The 15841-nt window shown below is 61.5% G+C and carries 16 protein-coding genes, 1 tRNA gene and 1 pseudogene; 4 read left to right on the top strand and 14 right to left on the bottom strand.

Annotated features, from left to right (window positions below; all coding sequences use genetic code 11):
• The 8 genes and pseudogenes from pseG to K2Y42_RS21285 all read right to left on the bottom strand — a co-directional run.
• The gene (gene pseG / locus K2Y42_RS14650; RefSeq protein WP_291153882.1) at nucleotides 1-1512 is read right to left on the bottom strand and encodes a UDP-2,4-diacetamido-2,4,6-trideoxy-beta-L-altropyranose hydrolase; all 1512 of its coding nucleotides are present in this window, start codon (nucleotides 1510-1512) and stop codon (nucleotides 1-3) included.
• Entirely contained in the window at nucleotides 1509-2204 is a 696-nt protein-coding gene (gene pseF / locus K2Y42_RS14645; protein WP_291153880.1) for a pseudaminic acid cytidylyltransferase, read from the bottom strand. Before pseF ends, pseG begins: the two co-directional genes overlap by 4 nt.
• Nucleotides 2201-3361, bottom strand: coding sequence for a UDP-4-amino-4,6-dideoxy-N-acetyl-beta-L-altrosamine transaminase (gene pseC / locus K2Y42_RS14640; RefSeq protein ID WP_291153878.1), 1161 nt, complete (start codon nucleotides 3359-3361; stop codon nucleotides 2201-2203). Before pseC ends, pseF begins: the two co-directional genes overlap by 4 nt.
• Nucleotides 3358-4389, bottom strand: coding sequence for a UDP-N-acetylglucosamine 4,6-dehydratase (inverting) (gene pseB / locus K2Y42_RS14635; protein ID WP_291153876.1), 1032 nt, complete (start codon nucleotides 4387-4389; stop codon nucleotides 3358-3360). Before pseB ends, pseC begins: the two co-directional genes overlap by 4 nt.
• A gap of 36 nt (nucleotides 4390-4425) precedes the next feature.
• The gene (locus K2Y42_RS14630; protein WP_291153874.1) at nucleotides 4426-6201 is read right to left on the bottom strand and encodes an ABC transporter ATP-binding protein; all 1776 of its coding nucleotides are present in this window, start codon (nucleotides 6199-6201) and stop codon (nucleotides 4426-4428) included.
• A gap of 39 nt (nucleotides 6202-6240) precedes the next feature.
• Nucleotides 6241-6573, bottom strand: a complete 333-nt coding sequence (locus K2Y42_RS14625) for a MarR family EPS-associated transcriptional regulator (protein WP_291153872.1) — start codon at nucleotides 6571-6573, stop codon at nucleotides 6241-6243.
• 161 nt (nucleotides 6574-6734) lie between these two features.
• Nucleotides 6735-7151: a hypothetical protein gene (locus K2Y42_RS14620; protein WP_291153870.1), complete on the bottom strand. Its 417-nt coding sequence runs from the start codon at nucleotides 7149-7151 to the stop codon at nucleotides 6735-6737.
• Nucleotides 7152-7239: 88 nt separating this feature from the next.
• Nucleotides 7240-7707, bottom strand: a pseudogene (locus tag K2Y42_RS21285) (acyltransferase family protein); the annotation flags it as partial.
• Nucleotides 7708-8003: 296 nt separating this feature from the next.
• On the opposite strand from K2Y42_RS21285, the gene K2Y42_RS14610 reads away from it, so the two are divergent.
• Together K2Y42_RS14610 and K2Y42_RS14605 are read left to right on the top strand one after the other, a co-directional pair.
• Entirely contained in the window at nucleotides 8004-9032 is a 1029-nt protein-coding gene (locus K2Y42_RS14610) for an NAD-dependent epimerase (RefSeq protein WP_291153866.1), read from the top strand.
• Nucleotides 9033-9460: 428 nt separating this feature from the next.
• Nucleotides 9461-9537: transfer RNA gene (locus K2Y42_RS14605), tRNA-Arg, on the top strand.
• Between the two features lie 48 nt (nucleotides 9538-9585).
• Here the strand turns inward: K2Y42_RS14605 and K2Y42_RS14600 are convergent.
• Nucleotides 9586-10095 carry a hypothetical protein gene (locus K2Y42_RS14600; RefSeq protein ID WP_291153863.1) on the bottom strand — a complete coding sequence of 170 codons (510 nt, stop codon included), beginning with the start codon at nucleotides 10093-10095 and terminating at the stop codon, nucleotides 9586-9588.
• A gap of 59 nt (nucleotides 10096-10154) precedes the next feature.
• Between K2Y42_RS14600 and K2Y42_RS14595 the strand changes: the two genes are divergently transcribed.
• Nucleotides 10155-10433 carry a hypothetical protein gene (locus tag K2Y42_RS14595; RefSeq protein WP_291153860.1) on the top strand — a complete coding sequence of 93 codons (279 nt, stop codon included), beginning with the start codon at nucleotides 10155-10157 and terminating at the stop codon, nucleotides 10431-10433.
• Here the strand turns inward: K2Y42_RS14595 and K2Y42_RS14590 are convergent.
• From K2Y42_RS14590 to K2Y42_RS14575, 4 genes are all read right to left on the bottom strand, one after another.
• Nucleotides 10413-11339, bottom strand: coding sequence for a helix-turn-helix domain-containing protein (locus K2Y42_RS14590; protein WP_291153858.1), 927 nt, complete (start codon nucleotides 11337-11339; stop codon nucleotides 10413-10415). The two genes, K2Y42_RS14595 and K2Y42_RS14590, sit on opposite strands and share 21 nt — an antisense overlap.
• 355 nt (nucleotides 11340-11694) lie before the next feature.
• Nucleotides 11695-12159 carry a P27 family phage terminase small subunit gene (locus K2Y42_RS14585; protein ID WP_291153855.1) on the bottom strand — a complete coding sequence of 155 codons (465 nt, stop codon included), beginning with the start codon at nucleotides 12157-12159 and terminating at the stop codon, nucleotides 11695-11697.
• 94 nt (nucleotides 12160-12253) lie between these two features.
• Nucleotides 12254-12448, bottom strand: coding sequence for a hypothetical protein (locus tag K2Y42_RS14580; protein ID WP_291153853.1), 195 nt, complete (start codon nucleotides 12446-12448; stop codon nucleotides 12254-12256).
• Between the two features lie 20 nt (nucleotides 12449-12468).
• Entirely contained in the window at nucleotides 12469-14112 is a 1644-nt protein-coding gene (locus K2Y42_RS14575; protein ID WP_291153850.1) for a hypothetical protein, read from the bottom strand.
• Nucleotides 14113-14143: 31 nt separating this feature from the next.
• On the opposite strand from K2Y42_RS14575, the gene K2Y42_RS14570 reads away from it, so the two are divergent.
• Nucleotides 14144-14374 (top strand): hypothetical protein, encoded by a 231-nt coding sequence (locus K2Y42_RS14570; protein WP_291153848.1) that lies wholly within the window; start codon nucleotides 14144-14146, stop codon nucleotides 14372-14374.
• A gap of 121 nt (nucleotides 14375-14495) precedes the next feature.
• Here K2Y42_RS14570 and K2Y42_RS14565 read toward each other — a convergent pair whose 3' ends face one another.
• On the bottom strand, nucleotides 14496-15686 hold the full coding sequence (locus K2Y42_RS14565; RefSeq protein WP_291153845.1) for a phage major capsid protein: 1191 nt from the start codon (nucleotides 15684-15686) through the stop codon (nucleotides 14496-14498).
• Nucleotides 15687-15841 lie beyond the last annotated feature (155 nt).

The following is a 15841-nucleotide window of genomic DNA, read 5'->3' as shown; positions in this document are numbered from 1 at the left end:
TCAGAGGCTTTTGCTGAACCGATCGAAGTGATTTTTATATCCGCAGCGCATGAACATCTTCGCCGAAGCTTCGTTGCCGGGCCGGACATCGGCAGCGACGGTTTGAACACGAGGAACCTCTTGCGCAAGCCACGCCTCCGCGGCGAGCAGCAGTTTCCCGCCGTCACCTTTGCCTGAATGTCCAGGAGCAAGATAAATGGAAACGACGGCAACGCCGTCATCGACGTCGAAGCGAACAACCCCGACGGGCTCGCCCCCGCGCTCCCCGATGAGCATGAAACGCGAAGTCGACGACAACACGTCGGCGAACCATTTCTTATGATCCGAGAACTCGATCTCCTCGGAGTTATGTGAGACGGCGCGAATGCTCGGATGGTTGCGCCAATCGAAAGTCCGCTCGGTATCGCTCAGATTTGCGCGGCGAACAACGATGTCGCCGCCGAACAGCGCATCCACCACCCGCTCCGTACCCTGTCCATCGATCTTTGACGCGAGACGGCCGTCGAACCAGCTCGTCCCGTCTAGCCCTAGGCTGTCGCGCAAGGCGGACGCGATCCCGGCTGTCGTCACCTGAGCCGCGTCACCGAGCCAGCGCGCCAAACCGAGCCTGTCGATCTCGGCCGCGATGGGACGCTGGTTGTCAGCCAACGTCACGACCAACGCCGGAAGCTTGAGGCAGATGCGCTCCCAACTCGTCGTCCCACCGGCCCCGACCGCGAGATCGGCCACAAGCATCAGCTCCGCAAGCGACGGCAGAGAGAGATGCACGTCGACGTTCGCCCGCCCAGCGGCGCGGTCAAGAAGGGCGCTTCTATCGGCATTACCCGAGCCGACGACGATGTCCGCCGTGACATCCTCCCGATCCAGCCCCAGGAACGCATTCAAGGTCTGGAGCGTAAGCCCGGCGGCGTCGGTTGCACCGAAGTAGACGAGGACGCGGCGCGGGCCGCCGGAGCGGATTTCCGCGCGGCCGGCAAGCTCGCGATACGGCCGCTGCAAGAGCGCGTAGGCAGGACCGAGCAGCAACCGCGACCCGGCCGGGACCAACGCCGCATAGCGCGTTTCGAAATCCGCGATCCAGTTCTGATCGAGCAGCAGATTGCAGTCGTGCGGGCGATCCGCCAGATCATCGATGACCATGATCCGGCGCGCCGCGCGCCTCAGCGCCGTCTCCCAGTCCGCGCCGAGGCCATAATGGTCGACCACCATCCAGTCGGGCTCAAAATCGCGCTCGTCCAGCGCCGCGAGCGTCTGGCGCGCGTCTGTCTCGGCATCGACCCCGAGCCAGTCGCCATACGTCCCGCGCGACGGACGCCCATCCAACGGCGTCTCCAGGCAGACAACCCGCACGCCACGCGTCGCAATCATCTCCGCCAGATGCCCATCGTGGGCGCGGCAAATGAACAGCACCTCGCCGCCGCGCGCCATGACTGCTTCCGCCAGCGTCAGGCAGCGCATGACATGGCCGCTGCCGATGGCGAGGGACGCATCCGCGCGGATAGCGAGCTTCATGCGCGCCCTCCTTGCGACAGCACCCGGAATAATGCTTCCGCGCGCGCCCAATCCTCCGACGTATCGATATCGACGACGCGGTCCTCGGCCAGCACGACAGTCGCACCGTGCGCATGAATGTTGAGGCCGTCGAGCCACGCCGAGCGGCGGCCCCAGTAGAACTGCCCGGCGTCGTAGTAGGCCGGCTCGAGATCCTGCGTGCGCGTCTCGACGTACTGCGGGAAAAACGGCTGCGCCGCGCCATCCGGCAAGCGCCGCAACGCCCGCTGGATCGCCGACGGAAACGGCGCCACGGGAAAAACATAAGCCGCGCTGCCCTCCTCGAGCGCGCGCAAGGCGCGCACGAGATCACCCGCCGCAATTAACGGCACGGCCGGGTAGATGCAGCAGACTTCTGTCGCGCGCCAGCCAAGCACATCGCAGGTTTGAATCGCATGCGCGATCACCGGCACCGTCGGCGTGTGATCGTCGGCAAGCTCCTGCGGCCGCACGAACGGCACGTCCGCGCCGAACGCTTCCGCAATTTCACCGATCTCCGCGTCGTCCGTGCTGACGACGATGCGATCGAACACACCGGTTGCCCGCGCCGCCTCTATGGCGTAGCCGATCATCGGCTTGCCCGCGAAGGCGCGGATGTTCTTGCGCGGAATGCGCTTGCTGCCACCGCGCGCGGGAATGACGGCGAGCTTCATGCGGCTACGACGCCCCTGACTGCGGCCACGACCTCGTCCTGTTGGGCATCGGTCATCGCGGGATACATGGGCAAACTGATCGCTTCCGCGTAGTGCGCCTCCGCCTGCGGGAAATCCTCGCGCTTGAGGTCCAGGCTCGCGTAGTCCGGCTGCCGGTAGATCGGAATGTAGTGCAGGTTGACGCCGATGCCGCGCGCGCGCAGCGCCTCGAACGCCGCGCGATGCGAAATCGAGTTCCGCCGGACATCAAGCCGGATGACGTAGAGATGATAGGCCGAATGCGTATCCGGATGCTGCCACGGCGTCGTGAGCGGAAGCCCGGAGAGCTCGGCGTTGTAGCGCGCGGCGATCTCGTGCCGGCGCGCGATGAAGCTGTCGAGCCGCTCCATTTGGCTCGCCCCAAGCGCCGCCTGGAGATCGGTCATGCGATAATTGAAGCCGAGCGTAAGCTGCTCGTAGTACCACGGGCCATCCGACGGATTGACCATGAGCAACGCATCTCGCGTGATACCGTGGCTGCGCAAAAGCTCCATCCGCCCGGCCAACGCTGCGTCGTTGGTGAGCGCCATGCCGCCCTCACCCGTCGTAATCACCTTCACGGGGTGGAAACTGAAAATCGTGACGTCGCTGAAGTGCCCGGAACCGACCGGTGTGCCTTTGTAGCGCCCGCCAATCGCATGCGAGGCATCCTCGATGATCCGGAACCCGAAGCGCTGCGACAGCGCATGGATCGCCTCCATGTCACACGACTGCCCCGCGAGATGCACGGGGATGACGATGTGCGGCAGTGCGCCCGACGCCGCCGCGCTCTCGAGCTTGGCCGCCAGCGCCGAGGCGCACATGTTGGAAGTGCGCGCATCCACATCGACGAAATCGACATCCGCCCCGCAGTAGCGCGCGCAGTTGGACGACGCCACGAAACTGATCGGGCTCGTCCACACCCGCCTCCCCAGCCCCGCTCCGAGCGCGAGACACGCAACGTGCAGCGCACCCGTCGCGCTGCTCATGGCAAGCGCGTGTTTGGCACCCGTGTAGTCCGCAACGGCCCGCTCGAAGCGCGGCACGGCCGGCCCCTGCGTCAGCCAGTCCGAGCGCAGAACCGCGACGACCGCCTCGATGTCGTCCTCGCTGATCGACTGGCGCCCGTAGGGGATCATGCCTTCGCGCCTCCCGCCGGCTTGGTGAGCCCGTCGATCAGGCCACGCAGCTCATCGACGGAAAGGAACTCCGGGTTGGTGCCGCTGTCGTAGGCGTATCCGAGCGGCACCGGCTTGGCGCCGTACTTCTCGCAGTAGCGCGCCTTCGCCTCCTTGTCCGGCGTCGGCAGGATCGCGAAGTAGCGCCCGAGATCGACTGTATTGATGCTGTCGCTCGTCGTGATCATCTCTTCGTGGATCTTCTCGCCCGGTCGGATACCGATGACCCGGTGCTCGCACTCGGGCCCGATCGCCTGCGCCAGATCTGTGATGCGGTAGCTCGGAATCTTCGGTACGAGAATTTCGCCGCCCTGGGCATTTTCGAGCGCCCAAAGCACCATCTCCACGCCGTCCTGCAGGCTGATGTTGAAACGCGTCATGTCCGTGTCCGTGATCGGCAGCACGCCGGTCTTCTTCTTTTCGAGGAAGAACGGAATGACCGATCCTCGGCTGCCCATCACGTTGCCGTAGCGGACGACGGAAAAGCGCGTGTCGCGTAAGCCGCGAATGTTGTTGGCGGCCGTGAACAGCTTATCCGAACAGAGCTTCGTCGCGCCGTAAAGATTGATCGGCGCGGCCGCCTTGTCGGTCGAAAGCGCCACCACGCGCTTCACGCGGTTATCGAGGCAGGCTTCGATGAGGTTCTGGGCGCCGAGAATGTTCGTCTTCACGAACTCGAACGGATTGTACTCCGCCGCCGGCACCTGCTTAAGCGCCGCCGCATGCACCACCACGTCGATGCCTTCGAGCGCACGGCGCAATCTCTGCTCGTCGCGAATGTCGCCGAGGAAGTAGCGCAACCCCGGGTACTTCGCGCGATTGAACTCCTGCTCCATCTCGAACTGCTTGAGCTCGTCGCGGCTGAAGATGACGAGACGCTCGATGTTCGGCGCGCGCTCCAGCACCGTGCGCACGAACGCCTTACCGAACGAGCCCGTCCCGCCCGTGATGAAGATGTGACTGCGCTGAAGGTCGAAAGTGGTGGTCATGGCGTCAGCTCCGCTGCCCCTTGTTTCGGTCGTTGTTCACGAAGCTACCCCTACGATCTCTTGATACGTGCCGATCCGTTTGATTTTGCCGTCCAGCAGTTCGATCACATGAGTGCATTTTCGCAATGTGGTGAGCCGGTGCGCAACGACGAGCACCGTAAGCCCATCGCCCAGGCGTTCGATCCCCTGCATTACGGCTTCTTCCGTCGCGCTATCAAGTGCGCTCGTGGCTTCGTCGAGCACGATCACGTCGGCTCTCTTGTAGAGCGCGCGCGCAATGCCGATGCGCTGGCGCTGCCCCCCGGAAAGACGCACGCCGCGCTCGCCCACCACCGTGTCGTACTGGTCCTCCCAGCTCTCGATGGTCTCGGCGATCTGCGCATCGCGTGCGGCCTGGCGCACCCGCTCGCGGTCGATCTGAGCGGCCGGAATGCCGAAGGCGATGTTCTCGGCCACGGTGCTGTCGGTCAGGAAAATCACCTGCGGCACGTGCGCGAGATGCGCCTGCCAGGATCTGTGGTTCTCGTCGGTAATGGCGGACCCGTCGATGCGGAGCGCGCCCTCGGTCGGCGGCAGCAGCCCCATGACGATGTCGATCAGCGTGCTCTTCCCGCTGCCGGTCGAGCCGATGAAGCCGATCCAGCTTCCCTTCCCAATGTCGAGAGTGATGCCGTCGAGCACCCAGGGCCCGTCCTCGGAATAGCGGAAGCGCAGGTTGTCGAGCTTGATGGCGCGCGAGAACGGGATCGGCGCGGGCTGCGGCGCGTCGGCGTAGGCCGGAATGGGCTGATCCAGCAGGTCGAGCGCATCGCTCAGCGCCGCCTGTCCGCCGCGCAGGTTGGACCATCCCGCAAAGCAGAGCTGTAGGATCGGCAGCATGCGCTGCGCGCCGAGCGCCAATGCGCCCAGCGCGGCGATCGTAGCTAGCAGCCCCTCCGGCCGGATGGCGAGCGAATAGGCAAGCACAGCGATGAACACCATGCCCAGCGCTTCGATGGCGAAGCGCGGGCTGCCGGCAATGATCTGGATGTTGGCCTGCGCCCTCCGCATCGGCATGTCGGCGCTGCGGTAGACCTTGCAATAGGCCGCCTGCGCGCCGTCGATCAGCACGTCGCGGATAGCGCCCAGCCCCTCTTGAAGCGCCTTGATCGCCCGGTTCTGCTCATAAGCGACGCTGCGGCTGAAGCGCAGGAGATGGCGGCGCGTAAACAGAATGATGAGGAGATAAATCGCCCCGAACCCGCCCATGGCGATCATTGCGATGTGCGGCTCGATCAGGAACAGCGTCGCCGCAATCGCAACAATGAGCAGGATCGAGCTCATGATGCTGAGGATAGAAAGCAGCGTGTGATGCACGACAGACGTCGTCTTCGTCGTGATCGCGGCGATCACCTCGCTGCTGTTGCGCTTCGCGTGCACCGCATAGGGCTGATACAGCGTGCGCCGGTAGATCGAGAGACTGAAATCCGCCCCCACCGCGTAGCTGAGCCGCGTCTGCGCAAACAGCATCGCCAACCGCATGATGCCGGAAAACAGAGCCGCCGTCGCAAACGCGATCGTCAGCGGCAGCATCAGGTCCTTGGGCTCCTTGAGATCCAGCGCGCGCACGAGCGGCTGGGCAAGCTCGTGCGAGAACACCCGCTCCGGCGCCGTCAACACGCCGAGGAAGGGCACCACGGCGCCGATGCTCAGGATCTCCGCGAAGGACGCGAGGATCATGAGCACGAACAAGATCGCGAACTGCACGCGACGGCGCGGAGTGATGTGGCTCCACAAGCGGCGCAGAAGCTCGGACGACGACCGGTCGGTCATGCGGGGCCCCCGCTCGCGGGCGGGCAATGATGCAGCACGTTACGATCCACCCTTGGCCTCCCGCCGCAGCGTTTCGATCTCGGCCTTGAGCGCTTCGTATTCACTGATCTTGCGCTTGAGGAAGCTGGCGGTGAGGCCGATCTTCTCGGCCACGCCCGAAGGCGTCAGCATGTAGGTGTAGCGGATCTTCTTATCCGATTTTCGGAAATTGCTGACTTTAATCAACCCCTTATCGACAAGTGCATTCAGCACGAAGTTGACCCGTCCGAGGCTGATCCCCATCGCCTTGGCCAGCTCGCGCTGCGAAATATCCGGGTTCTGCTGAACGAGATGCAGCACGCGGAAGCGCGTATCGTCCTGGTTGCTGGCCATCGGGTCGAAGGAACTCGCGATCTCGATTTCGTCTTGCCACGGACCTTAGCGTTCAATTTTGAACGACTACCATGGAACGACCAGCTTGGATAGCGCTTTCCGGCCCCAGCCAATGCGCAACCCGACGCACGCACCCGCGGCGCGAGATCCCCCCCCCCCCATCACGTGTGCGAGGCAACACCCCCGTCTCGCACAACCGCAGGCCGCGGCGACCTGAAGCGAAACTGCAAGTCGCGAGCTGGTTTCTCGAGAAACACGTACACGAGCTTTGAGAGAACGATGGACGCTGCCGCGGTGATGCCGAGCACCAGGAAGGGCGAGACACCGGCCGCGATCTTCACCGCATAGAGATAGACGAACGGATGAAGCAGATAGACCGAGTAGCTGATGTCTCCGAGAAACTTCGACACCCCGACGAAGGCCTGCGGCATCGAAATGTGCGCAGCCAAAGCGACCACCGCAATCGACGCGAGGATCATCACCAGGGACACGGGTCCGGAAATGATTTCGTTCCTGGACAGGCCCGCGATCTCCGGCAGCAGAAACATGCCCGCAAGGAAGACCAGAACGGCCGCCACCCCGACACCACCTCTTCTCGATCATGATGCGAGAGATCAGCACACCGCCGGCGAAGTAACAGAGGAAGGTCACGGGTTGCGTGTAATAGTTCCAGTGGTCGTCGACGAAAGGTTTGGTGAGCGTGAGCGGCACATAGAGCTGATTGATCAGGATCGAAGCCGCGACCACGCCAGCCAGCGCGTAGACGTTTCGAAACAGCATCAGAATGGGAAACAACACATAAAAAACCGCTTCAATGCCGATGCTCCAGCCGCCGGTCGGCAGCGATGTCGCCCCGGGGTTCGTGAAGCCGAACAGCAGCGTAACGTTGAGGAGCACGAGCGACAGGTCGGAACCGCGCTGAAGATAGTTCAGCAGCACCACGGCCCCATAGAGCGGGATGATGCGAAACGCGCGCGCGATGAAAAAATCGCGGAGCCCCTGATCGCCAAACGGAGCGCGCCCGTAGGCGTATCCCAGGGAGCAACCCGAGAGAACGAAGAAAATGTAGACACCGAAAGTGCCCATTGCATCGATGGTTGCAACCTTCGTCCAGGTCAAAACGTGGTAAATCATCACTGAAATGGCGCAAAGGCCGCGCACCAAGTCTAGCCCGTGCAGTCGTTCCATCGAACACCTGATCGAATTTCCCCCAAGGCGGCCAACGTAGTGACGCTTCCCCCCACCGTCTAGCAAGAGTATGGACGGCGGGCTTGCGCGCTGCGCCACGCACTGCCCTCCAAGACAGTTCGCGCTCCCCCGGGGCCGCATAGGCCTTGCGACCGCCAAGACCGCGTGATTACAAGACCCCATGACGAGTGCCGGTCACTGACGCGGCGTCACGGAACCTGCGAAAGGCTTGGGAATCCGACATGAAGTTTCTTGTCACAGGCAATGCGGGCTTCATCGGCTTCCACGTGGCCAAGCGCCTGCTCGAACGAGGCGACGAGGTCATCGGCATCGACAACGTCAACGACTACTACGACACCGCTATCAAGGACGCGCGCCTCGCCATTCTGGAAAAGACGGCTGAGGCCCACGGCGGCAAGAACAGCTATCACTTCATCCGCGCCAACCTGGCCGACCGCGCCATGGTCGACACCTGCTTCAAGACCCACAAGCCGGATCGCGTCATCAATCTCGCGGCGCAGGCCGGCGTGCGCTACAGCCTGATCAACCCGCACGCCTACGTCGAAAGCAACATCGTCGCCTTCACGAACCTGCTCGAAGCCTGCCGCCACAACGAAACCGCGCACCTCACCTATGCGAGCACGTCGTCGGTCTATGGCGCCGACACGGCGATCCCCTACTCGGAGCACGAAGGGGCCAACCACCCATTACAGTTTTATGCGGCGACCAAGCGCGCCAACGAGCTGATGGCGCACAGCTACAGCCACCTCTTCAAGCTGCCGACCACCGGGCTTCGGTTTTTCACCGTCTACGGCCCCTGGGGCCGGCCCGACATGGCGCCGTCTCTTTTTGCCAAGGCGATCGCGGCCTGCGAGCCCATCAAGGTGTTCAACAACGGCAATCACATGCGTGATTTCACGTACATCGCCGACATTGTCGAAGGGGTCATTCGCGCCAGCGATCGGGTGGCCGCACCCAATCCGGACTGGAACAGCGACAAGCCGGATCCCGCAAGCAGCAACGCGCCCTATCGGATCTTCAACATCGGCAACAGCACGCCCGTCGAGCTCGACACCTTCATTCGCGCCATGGAGGACGCCTTCGGCAAGAAGGCGATCCGCGAGCTGCTGCCGCTGCAGCCAGGCGATGTGCCGTCCACGTGGGCGAACGTGAAGGAGCTTGAGCGCGCCGTCGGCTATAAGCCGGCCACGAATGTCGAGGACGGCGTCAACGCGTTCGTGACGTGGTATCGCACGTACCACAACGTCTGAGCGCTTTGTCGGCGAGCAAGCCGGCCCGACCGTCAGCCCTCCAGTGCTCGGCCGCCCTGCACCCCGAAAGGCGCCACAGCCCCCCGGCCGCGCCCAATCCCAGAGACCGGCCTGCCCCTCGACCAATCCTGGCACCGGTGCCCCTGAGACTTGCCACTCAGGAGCCCCGGCACCTTCAGCCCGGCACTCTGGCACCAACGGGCCTGCCGGAGAGCGAAGCCACCTCACTTCGAAGTCCGCACGGCGGCGCCCAACGCCTCAACCTCCCAGAATTCTCAGGGAGTTGGCCGCGAGCCCCCCTTGAGGCAACCGGACGCGAGCAAGGCCCTTGCGCTCGCTCAATACACCGATTAGAAGTTGCCGCCTTGCCATGTCACAGACGGCCGACGCGCCGTCTCGGGGCTTGTTTCGACAGTCTTTGGCAGGATGCGCCCGTAGCTCAGCTGGATAGAGCACCAGACTACGAATCTGGGGGTCAGAGGTTCGAATCCTTTCGGGCGCGCCATCTTAGCACATCATCACCCGCTTGGGGTCCCCTTCGGGTCCCATTACGCTATCCTGCTGCGCTCACGCTATCCGGCTGCGTTGTCTCAAACAGTTCGCGGTAGCGAACCCCGATTATATCAATTGTCCCTGCGATGCTTAAGGCAAGCACCAGGTACTGGTGGGCGGGTCTCAGCTTTTTGAAGTCTACAAGTTGTCCTTTGATAGGGACGGCCCAAGCGTCCACATCTGGCTTCTCAAGCTGAGAGCGAACTTGCGCAACGTGAGCGTCGGTCACCAAAAACGTACGAGTGTGAGCAAAGGGTCTTCTGTGATTGGCAACCGTTCGCGCGGCGCGAAAAACAGGTCCTTGGGCGCCCCGAGCTTCCAATGCGTTCAAGTGCTTGTGCAAGCTGTCGTGTTGTAGAGAACCGTATTTCTCATAAAGCGCCTCGGCTGCTTTTTCCGCCGCTTGTTCAATGAGGTGATGCGCCCGAAAATAGATGCCTACGTCATCGTCTGAGGCTAGCGCCGCCTCAAGCACTTCAGGCGGCAAGTTGGTGAATATGAAGTTGTCCATGATTCAGCCCCGGGCGAGTTCGAAAGCTCTTATTTACGACTTCTTGCTACAGTAGGTGGATGGATATCGATTTCAACAAGGTTGACACTGCCGTTGAGCAAGCTGCGCGCCGCATCGCGACTGCGTTAGTGACGCTCGTTCGAAAGTTGCCGGACAACGCAGCACCCGAGATGGCGATGCGGAAGCTCAGCGCCGAGCTTGTCGATAGAGAACCGGACCTGATGCGCTGGTTGTCCGAGCACACTCACAACTGCGAAGCGCTTTTGGACACTGAGACCCGCGGGTCTTGGGCGACTGAACGGGCTGTGGCTGCGGTTTTACGTTCGAAGCTGGACTAGCGTCCCCGCCGCCGAAGTGGCAACGCTGACAAGGCCGGCACCCGATAGCGCGTGAAGCGCTCGGTGCGCACTGGACTTCGACAAGCCGAGCCGCGCGCCAAGCTGATCCATCGAACCTTCAAGCCTCCCGCCCGCGTCCTTAAGCGCAGCCATCACGTCTTCCAGCGGAGCGGCGCGTTTCCGCCCGCGTGCGTTTGAGACGGCTAGTTTTTGTGCGACCCCGATGTCCGGAAGCGCGGCGACCACGATCAGAGACGCCGCGGCGCCAACCTCAAAGAACACGACGGCCAGCAACGTCAGCCACGGGCTCAGCTTGTCAGCGTCGATCTCCCGCCCCAAAGCCCCGGCATACGAGGCAATGGCCTCAGCGACCGGATCAGCCGCTCCGGTGCCGGCGTGCTCGCTCATAATCGTCAGCCCATCGGCCAGCTTCTTATCCAGCTCGCGGCGCCGCTCAATGCGCTTGTCCTCAGCTTTCCGATTGCCGCGCGGCGCGTCGGCCAGCGTCTTCAGTTCCGCGGTGGCGGCTTCAGCGCTGGCCTTTGCAATCTTGTAGGCGTCGGCGTTCGCGTTGCGGGAAGCCGCAGCGGTGTCACGCGCCGTCCCGACAAAGCCAAGCGAACTTATGACCGCGTAAATTACGCAGACACATCCCAGCGTCAGAGCGACTAGGCCGGAGCCGATCCGCCAATTTCGAAACGCGTTCCAAGCTGCAAGGAAACTGATGGGGGCCATAAGCGCGCCTGCCAAGCTGCCTGCGGCGAAGATCAGAGCAGCCATCTCCGACCGCGCCAGGCCGAGGCTGTAGCCGTGGCTGATGTTCTGAGCCGCGCTCACGCCGATGAACAGCGCGGCGCCCAAATAGGCTAGGCAACGGGTCAATGACCCGCTAAATTTCGCGGACATAGTGCTTGCTCCACACTAGCAAGTGCCTTGAGACCCGCGGCGCGACTGCAATCGCCCGTGGGTCGTTTTATTTTGTGGGAGCGTTCCGGAACGGCCAAATTTTAGCTCAAGAGGCTTTGATGACCGAGACCCTGACCTATGATTGCTTCCTGTGCTCGCGCCAGTTCAAATTCGGCCACGGATCATATGAAACGGGCAATTTCATTCGGCCTTGGGAAATTGCGGTCTGTCGAATTTGCTACGCCAGCAATTGGGACGGCATTGTGCCGAGCACATATCCTCACCTGATTAAGTACCTTGAGGGTAGAGGCATGCCGATAAAGTTGAACAGTAAGGGCTGGTTACCTTGGCCGACCTAGTTCTTCCCAAGCAAGCCTGAGAATTTCCCTCCAAACGGCGTCTCGCCGCGCTTTGGCACATTGGAGCGTGCGCCGGGATGAAGCCCGAGCCGGTCAGACGTCTTCAGCAGCGTATCGCTCGCGAGCTTCCAGACCTTCACTGCCGGGTTCGTCGTTCGCCCCTTCGCCGTGAACACTGTGAGGCCATGCTCCGCGATCTCGGCTTGCGACTTCACAAGCATGGACCAGGCAAGCGCATGCATTGCGAGCACCGGATTGTGAAGCGCGGTGAACATGCCATCCGGCATCACTCGCATAAGGCGGTCCCATTCGTCGCTAGCCAACGTGTCTGCCTTCACTGTAGCCGGCTTGCAGGGCGGTGCCTCGCAAATCGGTTCGTCCAACCGGATCGGACGGCCGCTCGGATTGCCCTCTAGTAGCCGGATGATGTTGCTCTTTGGCTTTGGGCCTCTCTTGCCCATCGGGGTACCCCTTCGAAAAATTTCAATACCTGCCTATTTGAAAATGCGACCCCATGCGACGGTTGCCCAAGCGATTTGCTTGAAACTTTTGCGGTCACGAAAGGCGCGGATCGATCTCGCGTTCAAGCTGATTGCGGCGCTCTACGATCACCTTCAGCTTTTCAGCATATGCATGTACTGCTGCCAGTAGAGCCGTCGTGTCGCGGCCCTCGCGCTCGGCTCGCTCAATTGCTTTGGTAGCGGCAGCCAGGCGTTCGGTGCCAATGGCCGCTGCCTTCGCATAGGCCATGAACGCTTCTCTCTTTGGAGTCATGCGAGAAGAATCTTTCCACCGTTGCGCTGATGTTCGATCAGGGCCGCAGCGAACTCACGCATCGTCTTGGCGTCAAAAAACGCGCCCTTGTTAAGCCCTTGCACAGTAAGCGTAGAGCTTTGCGGCGCTGAAGCTGCCGGTGCCGCTGCGGCTGCACTGCCGCCGGCTGAAACGGCCGGACGCGCGCCGCCCCCGCCGCCACTCTGCGACTGACTACGAATAGAACTGACCGCAGCAAAGCCTTGCGCAGCCGTCAGTGCCGCCATTGCAAAACTATACGGAGGCGGGAGCGTCAACGCCTTCGTGATGCCTTGATACGTATTGATCAGCGCTTGCGCGATAGCTGCCGTCTTGCTTTCTTTGAAGATCGCGCCGAGCGTCTGACTCGTGGTCGAAAGCAAGTCGTCCATCAGCGCCGTAGACTGCGAATTGACCGCCTTCATACCGTCAAGGTAATCGCGCCACCCGATCTCGCCGGCTTTCACGGCTTCGGTCAGTGCGTTAAGTTTCTCTTGGATAGGAATGGTGTCGCTTTCGATGATATCGCGCAGCGCCGTCATCGCTGAGTCATGAACAGCGTCCCACTGTTCCTTGAACTCGCGCATCTGTTCTTCGTAAGTCGGCGGAATGATAAATGCGGCCCAAGGGTCAGCATTCTCCGAGCGCAACTTTGTCTCTTTGCCAGCGGAAGGAACGGAGCCCGCAGTGAGCGTCGCCTCCCAACCTGTCAGGGGTGCACCCGAAGCACTCGAAGCCTCGCCATTGGCTAAGCGCCCCGGCCCCAAGTTCGTGGGCGTGCGTCCACCGCGGTTGTCCGAACCGCGACCTGCGCTCATGAAGTTTTCAGTGTTCCCGATCGCGTCCTTCACAGCTTTCAGATAATCGAAAACCGACACGACGGCCCTCTGCCAGCCGGCCTCAAGCGAGGTCGTAAGCTGTGCGTATTGCTCCTTCAGCTTCTCCGCGCTATCGAGCATATCGCCCGACTGAATAGCGCCGAGCTTCTGAGCTTCATCGGCCATATTCCGGAGGCCGAACGAGCCCTTTTCGAGCACTTCGACAAGATCGGCGCCAGTCCGCCCGTACGCTGCCATTGCTAGTGCGCTGCGATCGCCCTCGTCAGTAAGCGCGGCCATACCGTCCGCCATGATTGAATAGGCTTGCTCAAGCGATGTCGATTGCTGTAACTGCTGCCGCAAAAGCGGCAAGTGCTTTTGCAAGAACGTATTGAGCGCACCCGTGTTCGCGCGAAGCTCTGCCATGTTCACAGCGAACTTTTTGGTGGACTTAGCAACATCTTCCTGAGACGTGCCCGCCTTCGCAGCGGCGTAAGCGAACTCCTGAAATGCCTTCGTGCTCAAATTCGCATTGCGCGATAAATCGTTGATCTCGCCAGCGACGCTGACCGCAGAGAACGCCTTCATCGCGGCTTGCGCCGCGAGATACGCGACACTGAGACGTTTGAGGTTCGCACTCATTGCGCTGAATACGGAGGCCGACTTGCTTTCGGCGCGGCTTAATTGCCGATCGATGTTTGAGCTGAAGCCGGCCACTTGCTTGTCAGCATCCGCGAGCGCGCGACGCAAAAGCGAAGTGTCTGCTTCGAGCCGGATAATAAGACTGTCTAGTTCACCGGCCATTTGCTTGCTTCCCAAACAGGATAGAGACGAGATGGAGCGCGACGTGCATGCGCTCAACGTCAGAGAAATCGGGCAGGCTACTCACGGCGCTTATCACGCGCTCGCGTGTTATCTGCCCGTTAGCCTGGACATGTTCGTGGTCTTGGATGTCTCGAAGGCGATAACGAACCGCGCCCGTTCCAATCTTGAGGTATGCGGGACCTTTGCTATAGCGCCGGAGGTTGGTGAGGTGCCCAATCGAAATCCGCCAACGCTTCGCTAGCTCTGCCGGCGTCACGAACATTTCGTTACACGCCGCAACTAGCTGCGCATAGCGTGGGTCTGCCGCTATTTCCGGAGGCAATTCGATGACCACAGCGGCAGACCCTTTACTAACTCGCGCCTTAAGACGACGCGATCTTCAAGAGCTTGATAGCGGCGAAATCCTGCACACCGCCGCCAACGCGACGCGTGGCGTAGAATTTTACCCAGGGCTTTGAGGTATAGGGATCGATAAGAAGACGGAGACCCTTGCGGTCAACGATCAGATATCCGCGCTGGAAGTCACCGAACGCAATCGGCGTCTCGCCTGCTGCAACGTCCGGCATGTTAGGGTCCGTATAGACCGAGTATCCCAAGAGGGTCGGTGCTTCGCCCAACGCAAGCGAGTCTACCAAAAGGTGGCGGCCTTCGTTGTCTTTCCATTTGCGAACGATCGCGGCCGTGCTGTCATTCATCAGGAACGCAGCGTTCCGTCTGTATCCCGCCTTGAGGCTGTGGATCAGATTGATGAGGCAATCTGCCGGCGATACAGAAGCCGTCGTGGTGACAAAGCCTGAAGCATCGCCCGTCGCAACGTATCCAAGCTTGCCCCAAACCCAGCTCGAATTTGCGACGACGTTATACCCGCCGATGAGACCGTGCGGCGTCTTCGTGCCCGAGCCATTGATCAGAGCGGCGCTCTCAAGGTCAGCAAAGGCCGAAGCAATATCAATCTCAATTTCACTTGCGATCATCGGGTCTGAATCGTCCAAGACCTGCTGAGTGGCCGCAGGCTGGGCGTACATCTCGTGCGCCTTGTACGTCAGCTTGGCGTACTTGCTATTCGCGGTGTCTGGCCGAGATTCCGTTTCCGTAACCCAAGCCGCCTCTGTGCCCTTCAGGTTAAAGAGGCGCGAGTATTCATCGGTTTCGATTGGACGAACGGTTGCGATTCTACGCAGCGCAGACTCGTCCTCGATGAGACGGCCGATCGAACGATCAATCTCGTTTGGTACAAGATAGCCACCTTCGGGATTGTTCGAAGTGGTCAGAGCCGCTTGCACACGGCCGGCTGCGACGCTGAGAAATTCCTTGCGAACGGCGCTGATATCAACGCGGGCCGCGCCAGCTCCGAGCGCCTTCGCAGTCTCGCGCCGGCTGTTCTGCTCACGCAGATCGGCATCGATGGCATTCAATCGCGCTTCATTACGGGCCTTGAAGGAGTCGAAACCGCCCTTGATCTCGCCAATCTTAGCGAGGATGTCAGCCACCGTTATACCGGCGCTGGCGTAAACGCCTGCCGAGCGGGGAATAGTTTTGATAATACGCGACAAATGAAATCTCCTATTTGCAAACCAATTTTGAAGTGTCCGCTAAATCGGCGCGTCCGCAAAATAACGAACGCCCGACCCTCTAGATCAGGGTCGGGCGTTATTGGTCGGCGTTATCAGGAGGCCCCGGAAGCTGGGGCCAAGGCATGATCGCTGAA

Origin of the sequence: Hyphomicrobium sp. (assembly GCF_019744875.1) — a bacterium.
GTDB lineage: Bacteria > Pseudomonadota > Alphaproteobacteria > Rhizobiales > Hyphomicrobiaceae > Hyphomicrobium_C.
The sequence above is the reverse complement of the archived record's forward strand: the minus strand, read 5'-3'. Positions and strand labels throughout refer to the sequence as shown.

What these genes read in the sequence shown, in the direction of transcription:
- pseG (WP_291153882.1), bottom strand. Translation starts at nt 1,512, where the DNA reads ATGAAGCTCGCTATCCGCGCGGATGCGTCCCTCGCCATCGGCAGCGGC.
- pseF (WP_291153880.1), bottom strand. Translation starts at nt 2,204, where the DNA reads ATGAAGCTCGCCGTCATTCCCGCGCGCGGTGGCAGCAAGCGCATTCCG.
- pseC (WP_291153878.1), bottom strand. Translation starts at nt 3,361, where the DNA reads ATGATCCCCTACGGGCGCCAGTCGATCAGCGAGGACGACATCGAGGCG.
- pseB (WP_291153876.1), bottom strand. Translation starts at nt 4,389, where the DNA reads ATGACCACCACTTTCGACCTTCAGCGCAGTCACATCTTCATCACGGGC.
- K2Y42_RS14630 (WP_291153874.1), bottom strand. Translation starts at nt 6,201, where the DNA reads ATGACCGACCGGTCGTCGTCCGAGCTTCTGCGCCGCTTGTGGAGCCAC.
- K2Y42_RS14625 (WP_291153872.1), bottom strand. Translation starts at nt 6,573, where the DNA reads ATGGCCAGCAACCAGGACGATACGCGCTTCCGCGTGCTGCATCTCGTT.
- K2Y42_RS14610 (WP_291153866.1), top strand. Translation starts at nt 8,004, where the DNA reads ATGAAGTTTCTTGTCACAGGCAATGCGGGCTTCATCGGCTTCCACGTG.
- K2Y42_RS14600 (WP_291153863.1), bottom strand. Translation starts at nt 10,095, where the DNA reads ATGGACAACTTCATATTCACCAACTTGCCGCCTGAAGTGCTTGAGGCG.
- K2Y42_RS14595 (WP_291153860.1), top strand. Translation starts at nt 10,155, where the DNA reads ATGGATATCGATTTCAACAAGGTTGACACTGCCGTTGAGCAAGCTGCG.
- K2Y42_RS14590 (WP_291153858.1), bottom strand. Translation starts at nt 11,339, where the DNA reads ATGTCCGCGAAATTTAGCGGGTCATTGACCCGTTGCCTAGCCTATTTG.
- K2Y42_RS14585 (WP_291153855.1), bottom strand. Translation starts at nt 12,159, where the DNA reads ATGGGCAAGAGAGGCCCAAAGCCAAAGAGCAACATCATCCGGCTACTA.
- K2Y42_RS14580 (WP_291153853.1), bottom strand. Translation starts at nt 12,448, where the DNA reads ATGGCCTATGCGAAGGCAGCGGCCATTGGCACCGAACGCCTGGCTGCC.
- K2Y42_RS14575 (WP_291153850.1), bottom strand. Translation starts at nt 14,112, where the DNA reads ATGGCCGGTGAACTAGACAGTCTTATTATCCGGCTCGAAGCAGACACT.
- K2Y42_RS14570 (WP_291153848.1), top strand. Translation starts at nt 14,144, where the DNA reads ATGGAGCGCGACGTGCATGCGCTCAACGTCAGAGAAATCGGGCAGGCT.